The organism is Variovorax sp. P1_H12_2 (genome assembly GCF_056405335.1).
On the sequence record NZ_JBFUCI010000010.1, the window covers coordinates 25,037 to 37,985 of the forward strand.

The 12,949-nt window shown below is 65.3% G+C and carries 13 protein-coding genes and 2 pseudogenes; 9 read left to right on the plus strand and 6 right to left on the minus strand.

Annotated features, from left to right (window positions below):
* Window positions 1-2 precede the first annotated feature (2 nt).
* A complete protein-coding gene (locus AC1D2K_RS02450) occupies window positions 3-467 on the plus strand; it encodes a VOC family protein (protein WP_478086038.1) in 465 nt (154 codons plus the stop codon).
* 9 nt (window positions 468-476) lie between these two features.
* Here the strand turns inward: AC1D2K_RS02450 and AC1D2K_RS02455 are convergent, their stop codons facing one another.
* Window positions 477-1,142 (minus strand): TetR/AcrR family transcriptional regulator, encoded by a 666-nt coding sequence (locus AC1D2K_RS02455; RefSeq protein ID WP_478086039.1) that lies wholly within the window; start codon window positions 1,140-1,142, stop codon window positions 477-479.
* A gap of 217 nt (window positions 1,143-1,359) precedes the next feature.
* On the opposite strand from AC1D2K_RS02455, the gene AC1D2K_RS02460 reads away from it, so the two are divergent.
* From AC1D2K_RS02460 to AC1D2K_RS02475, 4 genes are read left to right on the plus strand one after another with little or no spacing between them, the layout of a single operon-like run.
* A complete protein-coding gene (locus AC1D2K_RS02460) occupies window positions 1,360-1,986 on the plus strand; it encodes a CoxG family protein (protein WP_478086041.1) in 627 nt (208 codons plus the stop codon).
* Window positions 1,987-2,006: 20 nt separating this feature from the next.
* The gene (locus AC1D2K_RS02465; protein WP_478086042.1) at window positions 2,007-2,861 is read left to right on the plus strand and encodes an FAD binding domain-containing protein; all 855 of its coding nucleotides are present in this window, start codon (window positions 2,007-2,009) and stop codon (window positions 2,859-2,861) included.
* Between the two features lie 28 nt (window positions 2,862-2,889).
* Window positions 2,890-3,381, plus strand: coding sequence for a (2Fe-2S)-binding protein (locus tag AC1D2K_RS02470; protein ID WP_478086043.1), 492 nt, complete (start codon window positions 2,890-2,892; stop codon window positions 3,379-3,381).
* Window positions 3,382-3,396: 15 nt separating this feature from the next.
* Window positions 3,397-5,805, plus strand: coding sequence for a xanthine dehydrogenase family protein molybdopterin-binding subunit (locus AC1D2K_RS02475; RefSeq protein WP_478086045.1), 2,409 nt, complete (start codon window positions 3,397-3,399; stop codon window positions 5,803-5,805).
* Between the two features lie 81 nt (window positions 5,806-5,886).
* On the opposite strand, the gene AC1D2K_RS02480 is transcribed toward AC1D2K_RS02475, so the two are convergent.
* The 3 genes and pseudogenes from AC1D2K_RS02480 to AC1D2K_RS02490 all read right to left on the minus strand — a co-directional run.
* Entirely contained in the window at window positions 5,887-6,033 is a 147-nt protein-coding gene (locus AC1D2K_RS02480; protein WP_478086046.1) for a hypothetical protein, read from the minus strand.
* Between the two features lie 115 nt (window positions 6,034-6,148).
* Window positions 6,149-6,321: pseudogene (locus tag AC1D2K_RS02485) on the minus strand (quinone oxidoreductase); the annotation flags it as partial.
* Between the two features lie 46 nt (window positions 6,322-6,367).
* Window positions 6,368-7,196 (minus strand): annotated as a pseudogene (locus AC1D2K_RS02490) (AraC family transcriptional regulator); the annotation flags it as partial.
* A 187-nt stretch (window positions 7,197-7,383) separates the two neighbouring features.
* Here AC1D2K_RS02490 and AC1D2K_RS02495 point away from each other — a divergent pair.
* The 3 genes from AC1D2K_RS02495 to AC1D2K_RS02505 all read left to right on the plus strand — a co-directional run bounded on the left by AC1D2K_RS02495 (window position 7,384) and on the right by AC1D2K_RS02505 (window position 9,704).
* Window positions 7,384-7,899 carry a TauD/TfdA dioxygenase family protein gene (locus AC1D2K_RS02495; protein ID WP_478086055.1) on the plus strand — a complete coding sequence of 172 codons (516 nt, stop codon included), beginning with the start codon at window positions 7,384-7,386 and terminating at the stop codon, window positions 7,897-7,899.
* 9 nt (window positions 7,900-7,908) lie between these two features.
* Window positions 7,909-8,469 (plus strand): RBBP9/YdeN family alpha/beta hydrolase, encoded by a 561-nt coding sequence (locus tag AC1D2K_RS02500; protein WP_478086047.1) that lies wholly within the window; start codon window positions 7,909-7,911, stop codon window positions 8,467-8,469.
* A 176-nt stretch (window positions 8,470-8,645) separates the two neighbouring features.
* Entirely contained in the window at window positions 8,646-9,704 is a 1,059-nt protein-coding gene (locus tag AC1D2K_RS02505) for a beta-keto acid cleavage family enzyme (protein WP_478086048.1), read from the plus strand.
* A gap of 15 nt (window positions 9,705-9,719) precedes the next feature.
* On the opposite strand, the gene AC1D2K_RS02510 is transcribed toward AC1D2K_RS02505, so the two are convergent.
* Both AC1D2K_RS02510 and AC1D2K_RS02515 read right to left on the minus strand, forming a co-directional pair.
* The gene (locus tag AC1D2K_RS02510; protein WP_478086050.1) at window positions 9,720-10,820 is read right to left on the minus strand and encodes a M14 family metallopeptidase; all 1,101 of its coding nucleotides are present in this window, start codon (window positions 10,818-10,820) and stop codon (window positions 9,720-9,722) included.
* Between the two features lie 12 nt (window positions 10,821-10,832).
* Entirely contained in the window at window positions 10,833-11,825 is a 993-nt protein-coding gene (locus AC1D2K_RS02515) for a Bug family tripartite tricarboxylate transporter substrate binding protein (protein ID WP_478086052.1), read from the minus strand.
* 146 nt (window positions 11,826-11,971) lie between these two features.
* On the opposite strand from AC1D2K_RS02515, the gene AC1D2K_RS02520 reads away from it, so the two are divergent.
* Window positions 11,972-12,874, plus strand: a complete 903-nt coding sequence (locus AC1D2K_RS02520) for a LysR substrate-binding domain-containing protein (protein ID WP_478086053.1) — start codon at window positions 11,972-11,974, stop codon at window positions 12,872-12,874.
* Window positions 12,875-12,949 lie beyond the last annotated feature (75 nt).

Consider the following 12,949-nt stretch of genomic DNA (forward strand, 5'->3'; position numbering starts at 1 on the left):
TCATGTCCATCGAACGACTCGAACACTACTCCGTGCGGACCGCCGACGTTGCCGCCGTCATCGACTTCTACGGCGCGGTACTCGGGCTGGTCCCCGGACCCCGGCCTGACTTTCCGTTTCCCGGCGCATGGCTTTATCGCGCCGATGCGGCGCAGCGAACGACGGGGTACAGCGTGGTGCATGTGATCGGCACCGGGATCGAACAGGCCGGCGGTTTGGATGACTTCCTCGGCGCCAAGCACGGCAGGGCTCACGAGGGCACCGGATTGCTGGATCACATCGCCTTTCGCGCGTCGGGCATCGCGGCGATGTACGCGTTGCTGAAGGACAGGGGACTGGCCTTCCGAGAAAGGCGTGTGCCCGGTCTGGATCTTCATCTGCTCTTTCTGGAAGACCCGAGCGGCGTCACGATCGAGCTCAACTACACCAGCGAAGCGGACCTCGCTGCGGCAGCAGGGGCTTCCTGACGGGGTCGGCTACTCGCCGAACAGCGCGCGCGCCCCGGCGAGATACGCAGTCACGCGGTCCTTCAGGATCTGCTCCGGCGAATCAAGCAGCGCCTGCTTGTAAATGTGGCGACGGATACCGAGGTAGAAAATGCCGCCGTGCAGACCCCAGATCAGTTCTTTTTCACGGTCGCTGTTCTTCTTGCGCGAGGAAACACCGAGATGATGCCGAGTCTCACGCACGATGCGCGGGATCAGCTTTTCGTTGATCAGCACCATGTAGTGATCGGGAATGTAGCCGTCACTCATGCCAGAAAAAATCAGGATGCGGACCCATTCAGGCGTCAGCACCGTCTCGGCGTAATCGATGTAGAAACGAATCAGCCTCGACTCGAGGTCGGCGCTTCGGTCGTCCAGCCAGTCTTCCCACTCAGGTTTCCAGCGCCCCAGATAGACCTCCTTGTAGACCCGCTCGATCAGCGATTGCTTGGTCGGGAAGTAGTGGTACAGGAGGGGGTGAGTGATGCCTATTTCCATGGCCAGATCACGCGTCTGGCCATCGAGTCCGCGCTCGGAAAAAAACTTGATCGCGCCTTGCACGATCTGCTCCTCGCGGGCTTCCACGCTGAGCCGTTGACGCAGCTTCTGGGGCGCAGCCAGGCTGGACTTTCTGGATTTCCCTGGAGTTTCTGACATGAAGAGCGCGCGCTGAAGCGATAGGGGGTGGGCGTTATTCCATCTTAACCGGACCTCCTTTTCTCTCGGGCTCCTTCGGCCCGATGTCCTTGATTTTATTTACCATTCGGTAAATAATAAATCGCTTCGGATCAGGGAGTTCCGACGATGCATCAGGCGTGCAGTCCGCTCGGCCGAACACGATCGAGAACACTCGGCTCTACCTAAAGGATGGATGATGGAATTGAACGGGCAACAGCACATCGGTGCGCCGCGGCAGAAGGTCTGGGATGCACTGAACGACCCGACCATCCTGTCGCGCTGTGTTCCGGGTTGCGAGGAGATCATCGAGGTGTCCGACACCGAAAGACATGCCCGCGTGCTACTGAAGATCGGCCCGGTGCGCGCACGCTTCAACGGCAAGATCTTCATGTCCGACGTCCAGGCGCCGACCCGTTGCAAGCTGAGTTTCGAGGGCGCCGGCGGTGCCGCAGGTTTTGCCAAGGGGCACTCGCAGGTGCTGCTTGCCGACGATGCCGGGGGCACGCTGCTCAGCTACACCGTCGAAGCTTCGGTCGGCGGCAAACTGGGCCAGATCGGCGGGCGGTTGATCGACTCATCGGCCAAGAAGATGGCCGACGAGTTTTTCACGGCCTTCAATGCGGCGCTGACGGGTCCCGATGCTGGTGCGCCACCGGTGAGCCATGGGGCACAGCCAACATCCACCGCAGGCGCCGGCCGGCCACAGGCGCCGCTTCCGCAGGGAGCGCCCTTCGGCGGCAGCTTCACCCCCGAGCTGGTTCGCGCCTTCTGGTTCAGCTTCGGTGCGGCATTCGCATTGCTGGTCAGTCGCTGGGCGGCCTGAGGCCTCGCCAGGAAATCCCGATGAAAGCGCCTCCGTTCGACTACCTCAAGCCGTCTTCCCTGGAGGGCGTCTTCAATTTGCTGGGCATCCACGGCGACAGAGGCCGCCTGATCGCCGGTGGCCAGACCTTGCTCGCGACGCTGAACATGCGCCTGTCCGAGCCCCAGGTGTTGATCGATCTGCAGGACGTGCCTGGCCTGCGCGGCATCTCGCTGCAGGCCCGCTGTGTGCGCATCGGAGCCATGACGACGCACAGCGAGATCGAGGATTCTCCGCTGCTCGCCATTCATGCACCGATGCTGTCGGCAACCGCCCCGCATGTCGCTCACCGGGCCATCCGCAATCGCGGCACGTTGGGCGGATCGCTCGCGTTTGCCGATCCAGCCGCGGAATGGCCTGCCTGTGCGGTGGCACTGGATGCGGTACTGGTGCTTCAAAGCCGGCGCGGGCAGCGACGTGTCGACGCGATCGATTTCTTCCAGGCGCTGTACAAGACGGCCCTGGCGCCCGACGAGGTCATCGTCGCCTGCGAATTCCCGTTGACGCCGCCCCACTTCCGCTTCGCCTTCGATGAGCTGGCGCGCCGTCATGGCGACTACGCGATCGTCGGGCTCGCCGCGACGGCTCGACTCGAGCAGGGTGTGCTGCGGCACACCCGCCTGGTCTACCTCGGCACCGGCAACGTCCCGGTGCGCGCACGCGCGGCCGAAACCGTTCTCGAAGGCACTCCCGCCGGCACGGCGCAAGTGAACGCCGCAGTCGGCGCGCTGGCCGGTGAACTGCTGCCTGCGGCCGATCTGTACAACGACGCCAAGACCAAGCTGCATCTCGCAGGCGTGTTGCTGCGCCGCGGTGTCGCCAGACTGTGCGCGTGAGCGTCTCAACGATCTTCTTGGAGTGGCCATGCCTGAACCGATTCCCGTCAACATCTGGGTCAATGGTGTCCCGCAAAGCCGCCTCGTGGAGCCGCGCACCCACCTGATCGACTTCCTGCGCGAAAACCTCGGCATCAAGGGCGCGCGTGTCGGCTGTGAACATGGTGTCTGCGGCGCCTGCACCGTCCGGCTGGATGGCGAGATCGTGCGTGGCTGCCTGGTGCTGGCGGTGCAGGCCGATGGCCGCGACGTGGAAACCATCGACGGCGCCAGCGACCGCCACGACCTGACGGATCTGCAGCAGGCCTTTCACGCCCGCAACGCCCTGCAGTGCGGCTTTTGCACTTCGGGCATGCTGCTCACTGCGTCGGCGCTGCTGTCTGAGCAACCGGACGCCACTCGCGAGCAGGTGCGTGAGTACATGTCCGGCAACTATTGCCGTTGCACCGGCTACCAGGCCATCGTCGACGCGATTTGCGACGTGCTCGCACTGCGCCGCCAGATGGCCATTTCCGAATAAGGCTCCGCCCGCAACATGCACATCGCACCGACCGCTCCCGTCGAAACGTCCGATCGCGCCGCCCCGGATACAGCGCTGCCTCGCGGCTACATCGGCGCTTCCGTCGTCCGGCCCAATGCGAGGCGCCACCTGGAAGGTCGTGGCACCTACGTCGACGATATCTCCCTGCCACGGCTGGCGCATGTGGTGTATTTGCGCAGCCCACTGGCTCATGCGGGCATCGGCGCCATCGACGCGACCCAGGCGCGCAGCATGCCCGGCATCATCGCTGTGGTGGACGGGCGCGAGATCGCTACCGTCTGCACGCCATGGACAGCGACGCTCGCGCACATGGTCGGCATGAAGTCGGCGCCGCAATACCCGCTGGCCGTCGAACGCGTCTGCTGGCAGGGCGAGCCAGTGCTGGCCATCRTCGCCGAGACCCGCCACCAGGCCGAAGACGCCCTGCAGACCATCATCGTCGACTGGCAGGAACTGCCGGTCGTGGGCTGCATGGAAGCGGCAGCCGATCCAGACACGCCGCCCATTCATCCGATATTGGGCGACAACCTGTGCTTCCACAAAGAGATCGACACCGGCGCGGTCGATGAAGCCTTCGCCGGGGCCGATGTCGTGGTCGAGGAAACCTACCGCTTCGGTCGCCACACCGGCGTGACAATGGAGACCCGCTCCGTCCTGGCCGACTACCATCCGGCCGATCGCCATCTCACGGTGTACCAGTCGCACCAGGCGCCGCACATGATGCAGGATTTGTACGCCCGCCATTTCGACTTGCCGGAGAGCTCGGTGCGTGTAATCTGCAAGGATGTCGGCGGATCGTTCGGCATCAAGGTCCATTCGTATCCGGACGACTTCGCTACGGTGGCGCTGTCCATCCTGCTGAAGCGGCCGGTAAAGTTCGTGGCCGACCGGCTGGAGTCGTTTGTCACGGACGTTCATGCGCGCGAGCATGTGGTGCGCGCGCGATTGGCCGTGAAGGCCGACGGGGAAATCGTCGGTTTCGATGTAGACGACCTGACTGGCATCGGCCCCTATTCGGTCTATCCGCGCACCAGCGCGATCGAAGGCAACCAGGTGCTCACCATCACCGGTGGGCCATACAGGCACAAGCATTACCGGGCCGTGCTGAACGTCGTGTTCCAGAACAAGGCACCGACCAGCCAGTACCGCGGCGTCGGTCATCCGATTGCCTGCGCCATCACCGAAGGCCTGGTGGAGCTTGCCGCGCGCAAACTGGGCATCGACAGCCTCGACATGCGGCGCCGCAACGTGATGCCCGACGATGGCTATCCGTGCAACGGTGCTTCTGGCATCAAGTTGGAGCAGCTGTCCCATGAAGCCTGCCTCGAGAAGCTGGCCCAGCTGATGGACTACAAGGCCTTGCGCGCCGAGCAGGCGGCGTTGCGTGAACAGGGCATCTATCGCGGCATCGGCTTGGCGGTGCTGGTGGAACTGACCAACCCTGGCGCCGCGTTCTACGGCATCGGCGGCGCCCGCATTTCAGCACAGGACGGTGCGACGCTCCGACTTGAGGCCAGCGGCTTGGTGACCTGCCTCGTGAGCKTAGGCGAACAGGGGCAAGGCACAGAAACCATCTTTGCCCAGATCGCGGCGGACGCCGTGGGTGTGCCGATGGAGCAGGTGCGGGTGATCACCGGGGACACCGAAGTCACGCCCTACGGCGGCGGCACCTGGGCCTCGCGTGGCGCCGGCATCGGTGGTGAAGCGGTCTTGCAGGCAGGCCATGCGCTGCGCGAGAATCTGCGCCAGCTCGCGGCCGTCGTGCTCCAACAGGATGTCGCCACGCTGGAGGTCCGGAACGGCTATGTTGTCGACACCGACCATCCGGAAACATCGGTCGCCCTGTCCGAACTCGGGCGAGTGRCCTACTTTCGGCCAGACACCTTGCCGCCGGGCGAGTTGCCGGCGCTGGTGGTCACGCGGCACTACGCGCAGCGCGACTACCCCTTTGCCTTCACCAACGGCGTGCAGGCATCGTATGTCGAGGTCGATGTCGAGACCGGCTTTGTCAAGTTGCTCAAGCACTGGGCGGTGGAAGACTGCGGGCGTATCCTGAACCCGTTGCTGGTCGACGAACAGATGCGCGGCGCCATTGTGCAAGGCATCGGCGGTGCGCTGCTCGAGGAATGCCTCTACGACGACCACGGCCTGCTGCGCAACGGCAGCATGGCGGACTACCTGGTACCCATGGCCAACGAGATGCCGGACATCGTGCTCGCGCACGTCCAGACGCCCACGAGAACATCAGAACTCGGCGCCAAGGGCGCGGGTGAGGCGGGCACGGCGGGCGCCCCGGCGGCGGTGATGAATGCGATCAACGACGCCCTCGCATCCTTCGATGTCCGGGTTACTGCGCAGCCGATCACGCCCGAAAAAATTCTCCAGGCCCTTGGTGTCGTCTGACCGGTGCGCGACTGCTTCGCCTCAAATGCCGCTGCGTGCATGCGGCGACCTCGTCTATGACAATGCTTCAAGGTAGCAGGGTCACTCAGGTCTGCTCTTCAGCTGGAGCTTCTCGATGATCGCCTGATTGTGGGCCATGGTCGCGGCCAGCACGTGCCGAAGCTGGTCCAACGAGGCACGGCAAGTCCAGGCCTTGCGCAGCCAGCGCTTCGCGGAATTTCGGTGCATGGACGACCTTTGCCACCGCAAGCCAGCACAGTGCAAGCATTGCGAGCAGTCTCAGTCTCGATGACTTTGGAGCCATGGCAGTTCACCTTGCTGAGCGGATCACTCAAATGACGAAGATGGTCATGGCCGCCGCAGTTTCGCAGTCGATGGCATCCGGCAGCTTGATCAGCAGTGTGGCGGCAATCAGCCGCTCGGTGCTGTAGGCGCCCAGTGTGTTGGTGAAGCCCGTGTAGGTCCGCGGTCGCCGACCGCCAGTTGGGTCACGCCGGCACCAACGGCCTCGACCCCCGGCCGCACCGCCACGCCCGTGAAAAGGCGGAGGAGTCCGTCAACCTGAGAAGCTCTGCCCCTGTTCCGCCAGCCCACGCTGGACCGTGCGGCACGCCACGCCCAGGTGCTCGGCCTCCTGTTCGATCGTGCAGCGCTCACTGGGCAGCAGCAGCAGGATCGTGCGCCGCACGTCCTCGAGCATCGTTGCCCTCTGCGGCCTGGCCGACGCGTCCAGCAACTGCTGCGCGTAGCGCGCCATCGCCGGATCGGCGGACGGGTTGCGGGCATCGAGATCGGCCTTCGCGCAAACGATGCAGTTGAATTCGGCGTCGAACTCGACAGCCCGGCCGAACAACCGCCGATGCACAGTGAGGTCGCACGGCGCCGGGTGATCGAGGCACACGCGTCGTGGCTGCCAGCCGGCCCCAAGAAACTGACGCATCAACCGCAGCATCACGCCGAGCGCCAGTTCGATTCTCTGGCGCGTGGGCTACTGCGCGTTGCCCGCCTGGACCTCCTCGCGGAGAACGACCTCTCCAGCGAACTCCTCGACCATCAACGACAATGAGCCATTGCGCAGCACCTGGTAGCGCATCAGCACGTCGAGCGAGTCGCGCAACGTGGCCTGGTCGCGGATCAGCATTCCCACCGCGCCAAGGTTGGACAGCAGCCGTGACTCCGCCATGCACAGGCCGAAACTCTCGTTGCCCGACAGGAYGGCAGACGCCTGGAGCAATTGCCCGACGCGCTCGACCGGAATCATGAGGTCCGGCTCGCGCAGGACATTCGGGCTCAGACCCGCGTCGGAGAGCATGCGTTCCGGGGTCCACGCCGCCGGCACGCGCGACCTCGCTGTAGTTGGTAAGGCTCGCAGCGCGGACCGGTGTCGACATCGGAAAACCGGGTAGAAAAGTGGCACCGAAGGATAAGTGCCTGTCATGTATTGACAAGCGGGGGATTGCCGGCGCAACCACACTCTGAAGCATCAAGCGGCCTATTCGACAACAGGAGACAAGCTTCATGACTCAAGCCCTCACAGCGGCACCCGCCGTGGTTCGCGCGACCTCTCTGGGCAACTCGATCCAGGTCGAGCCCCTCACTTGTTCGATCGGCGCCGAGCTCGGCAACGTCAACCTCGGCGCGGCTGCCGAGGACGACTCGTTGATGGCAGAGATCCGGGCGCTGATCCTGAAGCATCGCGTGCTGTTCTTCCGCGACCAGGACATCACGCGCGCCCAGCACGTGGCCTTCGCCCGTCGCTTCGGCGAGCTGGAGGACCATCCCGTGGTGGGCAGCCATCCCGAAACCGGCGAGAAGGTGTTGTTTGTCAATGGGAGCTTCACGACGCACTTCACCAATTTCAATACCCCGGCCAATGTGCGCTTCGGGCTGGACAAGTCGCCCGGCGCCAGTCATCTGCTCAACTACCTGGTCAGTCAGGCCTGCATCCTCGAATACCAGGTGCGTTTCCGCTGGAAGAAGAACAGCATCGCGTTCTGGGACAACCGTTCGACCCAGCGCTACGCAGTGATGGACTACCCGCCGTGCCACCGAAAGAGCGAGCGCACGGCAATCATCGGCGACCTGCCCTACTGAAAGATCAACATGAACTCTGCATCGTCAACCGTTCTCATCGTCCCCGGCCTGCGCGAGCATGTACCGGACCACTGGCAGACCCTGCTGGCGGCGAAGCTGCCTCGCGTGCACAGCGTTGCTCCGCTCGAGCACGACAAGCTGAGTTGCGCCGCGCGCGTCGACGCGATCGACCGCGCCCTGGCCGCCATCGAGGGACCGGTGATCATCGTGGCGCACAGCGCGGGCGCGATCATGGTGGCCCATTGGGCCGCCCTGCGCGCCACGCGCGAGATCCGCGGCGCACTGCTGGCGGCGCCCGCCGACCTCGAGACCCCCATGCCGGCGGGCTACCCGACGACCGAGGCACTCGAACTCAATGGCTGGCTGCCGATCCCTCGCGCCAAGCTGCCGTTTCCGAGCATCGTTGCGGCGGGCAGCAACGATCCCCTGACCCGTCTCGATCGCGCCCGTGACTTCGCGCAGGCGTGGGGCAGCCGCTTCGTCGAACTCGGCCCGGTCGGGCATCTGAACCCGGCCTCGGGCCATGGCGAGTGGCCGCAGGCCGAGGCGTTCATTCGCGAACTCGCGTGAGCCCACGGGTCGTCCGGACTGGCGCGAAATGCCAAATGAGCAGCGTGATCCGGCAAACGGCCTCCTGCCTGCCTGTCCTACAGTGACAGCTCCCTCGGAACTCGACGGTGCCAGCATCGCCCCAGGGCGCAGGTCCACCTGTCCGTCGAAGTCCACTGTTCCACTGGAGACATGCAATGAACTTTCTCGACGGCCACCTGTTCCCCGAAAACCAGCAGCCACTGATCATCACGGCCGCCCCCTATGCGCCGGGCTGGCTGCCCTCCGACTTTCCCGAAGACATCCCCGTCACCATGGAAGCGCAGATCCAGAAGGCGGTGGATTGCTACAACGCCGGCGCCACGGTGCTGCACCTGCATGTGCGCGAACTGGACGGCAAGGGCTCCAAGCGCCTGTCCAAGTTCAACGAGCTGATCGCCGGCGTGCGCAAGGCCGTCCCGGAGATGGTCATCCAGGTGGGCGGCTCGATCAGCTTTGCGCCGGAATCGGAAGGCGCCGCTGCCAAGTGGCTGAGCGACGACACCCGCCACATGCTGGCCGAACTCGACCCCAAGCCCGATCAGGTCACGGTGACGGTGAACACCTCGCAGATGAACGTGACCGAGCATGCGGAGCTGGCTGATTTCAAAGGCACCTCCCGGGAGATCCCCGCCATCTTCAATGCCTACAAGGAGATGACGGTGCCCTCCCAGCCCGGCTGGGTGGAGGAGCACATCCGCCGGCTCTCCGCGGCCGGCATTCAAAGTGCCTTCCAGTGCTACAACATCAACAGCTTCGAGTCGGTGGAGCGCCTGATGCGCCGCGGCGTCTACAAGGGCCCGCTGGTCATGAACTGGGTCGCCATCAGTGGCGGCATGGATGCGCCCAACATCTACAACCTGGCCAACACGCTGCGCGCCGTGCCCGACGGTGCCGTGCTGACGGTCGAAAGCTCCGTGCGCAACGTGCTGCCGATCAACATGATGGGCATTGCCATGGGCCTGCATGTGCGCTGCGGCACCGAGGACGTCCTGTGGAACCAGTCGCGAACGGCCAAGATGAGCACGGTGTCGCAGATCGAGCAGCTGGTGCGCATCTCCCGCGAGTTCGGCCGCGAGATCGCCACGGCCCGGCAGGCCCGCGAGATCTCGAGGATCGGCGTCTTCTACGACACGGCGGAGGAGTCCCTGCAGGCCAACGGCTTCGCGCCGAATCGCAACGGCGGCAACCAGGGCTTCCTGCGCAAGGCGGCCTGATCGCGCCAGATCGAGTCAGCGGCCCTCCAGGCCTCGGAGCGCCTGCAGGGTCGCGACCCGGCTCTGGCCAAGCACCATGCCCTGCCAGGCCGGGTCGTCACTGAAGAAGGCTCCGCGCATGGATTCGCGAATGCGTGCGGCGGCGGCGGGCGGCGCGTCGGGATGGCGGCGCAGCCAGGCTTCGCCCCGCAGCGCATCCACCATCGCGTCGAACGGCACGGTGCCGAACTCCAACGCCATCGATGTCGTCCGCGCGTCGGGGCACGCGGCATAGATCAGCGACGCGACTTGGCCCGTGATGTCGGCAGAGGCGGACGTGCCCGCGAAGGGCACCGCCACATCGAGGCCCCACCAGCGCACGGCACGCTCCACCTCCTGGGGATCGCGGCGGCCCGCGAAGATCTTCTCGCCATGGCCCCATGGGCCGAGGCCGGTGTGGAAGTCGATCCAGCCGATCTCCTCGAACATGCCGCCGTGCTTCCGCAGGACACGGCTGAGCGTGCCCAGTGATGCGCTGCGCGCAGCACCGCCGAAGAAAAGTCCTTCCGGGAACGCGTATTGCCCCCTCGACACCGCCGCGCGAAACCGACCGTGCCCATGCTGCGAGACATAGGCCGCGATCGCCTCGCGGTTCTCCGGCGTCGGAGGCCACACCGCCGGCACCAGCAGCGGATGCAGGCGGGCGTAGTCCGCGTCGATCGGCAGCGGCGCATCGAAAGACTGCGCGTTGCGGTTGAGGTCGACGTTGTCCTCGTTGGTGCGGCTGAGCCAGGAGAAGCCGTACGGGTTGACGGCGTGGATCAACAGCAGCGCGACACCGGCCTGGGCGGCGCGCGCGAGCAGGTCGTCGTCGGCCAACAGCGCGAGCTGGCAGGCCGAGCCGCAAAAGCCTTCGATGCCGTGGGTGGCCGAGGTGAGCACCAGCAAGGCACGCGCGCCGTCCGGACGGACCCACGCCACGTCCGTGCTCAGGGCCTCGCCGGACGAACCCGAGGCCTCGATGAGGAAACTCTCGACACCGTCCGACCGCGAATGCGCGGCGGCGAGGAAGCGCTGGCGCGCCTGCGCGTAGTTCGCGGAAAAAAAGTGATCAACGATCGTGGGCGACGAAGTCATTGGCGCGCGCATTCATTGCGGTTCGAGCTTGATCGAATGGGCGATCTGGCGATAGCGCGCCACTTCGGACTCGTAGGCCTTCACGGCTTCGGACACCGTCATCGGCGACGCCACCACCAGGCCCTGGGCTTCGAGCTGGCTGCGCACCGCCGGATCGGCCAGCACGACGCCGAGCGCCTTGTTGAGCCGTTGCACCACCTCGTCCGGCGTGCCCTTCTTCACGAAGTAGGCGTGCCAGAGCGTGAAGCTGAAGTCCTTGAGCTGCGTGCCGTCGTTGACGCTCGCGAATTTCGCGAGCAGGGGCGCTTCCACCTTGCCGGCCGGCGCGAGCGTGCCGATGATCTTCATGCGTCCGCCATCCGCCATCGCGATGATCTGCTGCTGGATCGGCGCGAGCATGAAGTCCACCTGGCCGGAGGCCAGGTCCTGCATCAGCGGCGCGCCGCCCTTGTAGGGCACGTGCGTCATCTTCGCGCCGGTGAGCACCGAGAGGCGCTCCCCGAGCACGTGGTAGAGCGAGCCGTAGCCGGTGCTGCCGAAAGTCAGCGGCGCGTCCTTGGCCGACTTGCGCGCCAGAGCGATCAACTCGTCCATCGAGTTCGCGGGCAGGTCCTTGCGGGTGACGGCCACCATCGGCGCCACACCGATCATCTGCACGATGCGGAAATCCTCGCTGGCGTACTTGACGGACGCGTTGGTCAACGGCACGAGGATGGTCTCGTTCGGCGTGCCCTGGAACACGAGGTAGCCATCGGTCGGCGCGTGAAGAACCTTCTGCGCACCGATGGCGCCCCCGGCGCCGCCCAGGTTCTCGACGATCACGGGTTGCCCCAGCTGCCTGGCCAATGCGCTGTTGACGACCCGCGCAATGACGTCGGACGACCCGCCCGCCGGGTACGGAACCATCAGGCTCACCGGCTTGGACGGAAAGGCATCGGCCGCGTGGGCGCCCAATGTCATGAGGAGGCCTGCGACGCAGGCGGTCAGAGTGCTCTTGAGGTTCATTGCTGTTCTCCGGGACAGGGGGGGCTCGCGCCTGCTTGCATTGCGCAACAGCAGGAGTCGACGGATGGTAAGAACAGAGGCCTATCAGGAAAAGACAACATTTTCGCCACTAACATCAGCATTTGTTGTCATTAGCCGGGCCTCGAATGAAACTGCAGCAACTGCGCGCCTTTGTGGCGGTCGCCGAGCATCGGAGCATTCGCGCCGCTGCGCGCGCGCTTTTCATTTCCCAGCCCGCAGTGACGCGCACCATGCGCGAACTCGAGGCCGAGCTCGATGTGCCGCTGCTCCGGCGCAGTGTCGCGGGTGTCGAGCTCACCGAGGCGGGCCTGGCCTTCCAGGCGCGCGCGCACCTGATCCTCGAGGAGCTGCGCCGTGCCCGCGACGAGCTGGCCTACATGAAGGCCGGAGGCCACGGCCGCGTGACGGCGGCCCTCACATCGACCATCGGGCTCACGCTCCTGCCTGATGCGCTGAAGGCTTTCGGTCGCCGCATGCCGCAAGCCCAGGTCGGCATCACCGAGGATGCGCCGCCGGTCGCGCTGCAAAAGCTCAAGAACGGCACGCTCGACTTCGTCGTTGCAAACACGCTCGAAGGCAGCCTGCCCGACGATTTCATCCAGCAGCCTCTCTTCCTCATGCAGCTCGTCGTCGGTGCGAGAGGCGACCACCCGATGGCCGCAGCGCGGTCGCTGCGCGAGTTGCAGGAGCAGGATTGGGTGGTCCCCTCTCTGAACCGGGACTTCTTCTCCCGCCTGTTCATTTCACAGGGGCTGGAGGTACCGCCGCGCATGCTGGCCTGCGAATCCTTCGCCATTGCCGTGCACCTGCTTGGGAAGATGGATCTGCTCGGACTGTTCTCCAGCGCCGTGATCGAGCAGGAGCTCCTGCCGCGCGGCCTGCAGGCCCTTCATCTGCGCGAGCGCCTGCCCCCGGTCGAGGTGAGCATCGTGACGCTGCGCCAGGGTCGCCTGACGCCTGCGGCCCAGTGTCTCGTGGAGTGCCTGCAATCGGTTCCGCCACCGCGCGGGCTGAAGCGCGCTCGCTGAATACGCAGGGCCCACCGAATCTACTCCGGCTGGTAGTCGATCGACTTCAGCAGCTTGGCCTGCTCCTGGTAGGCC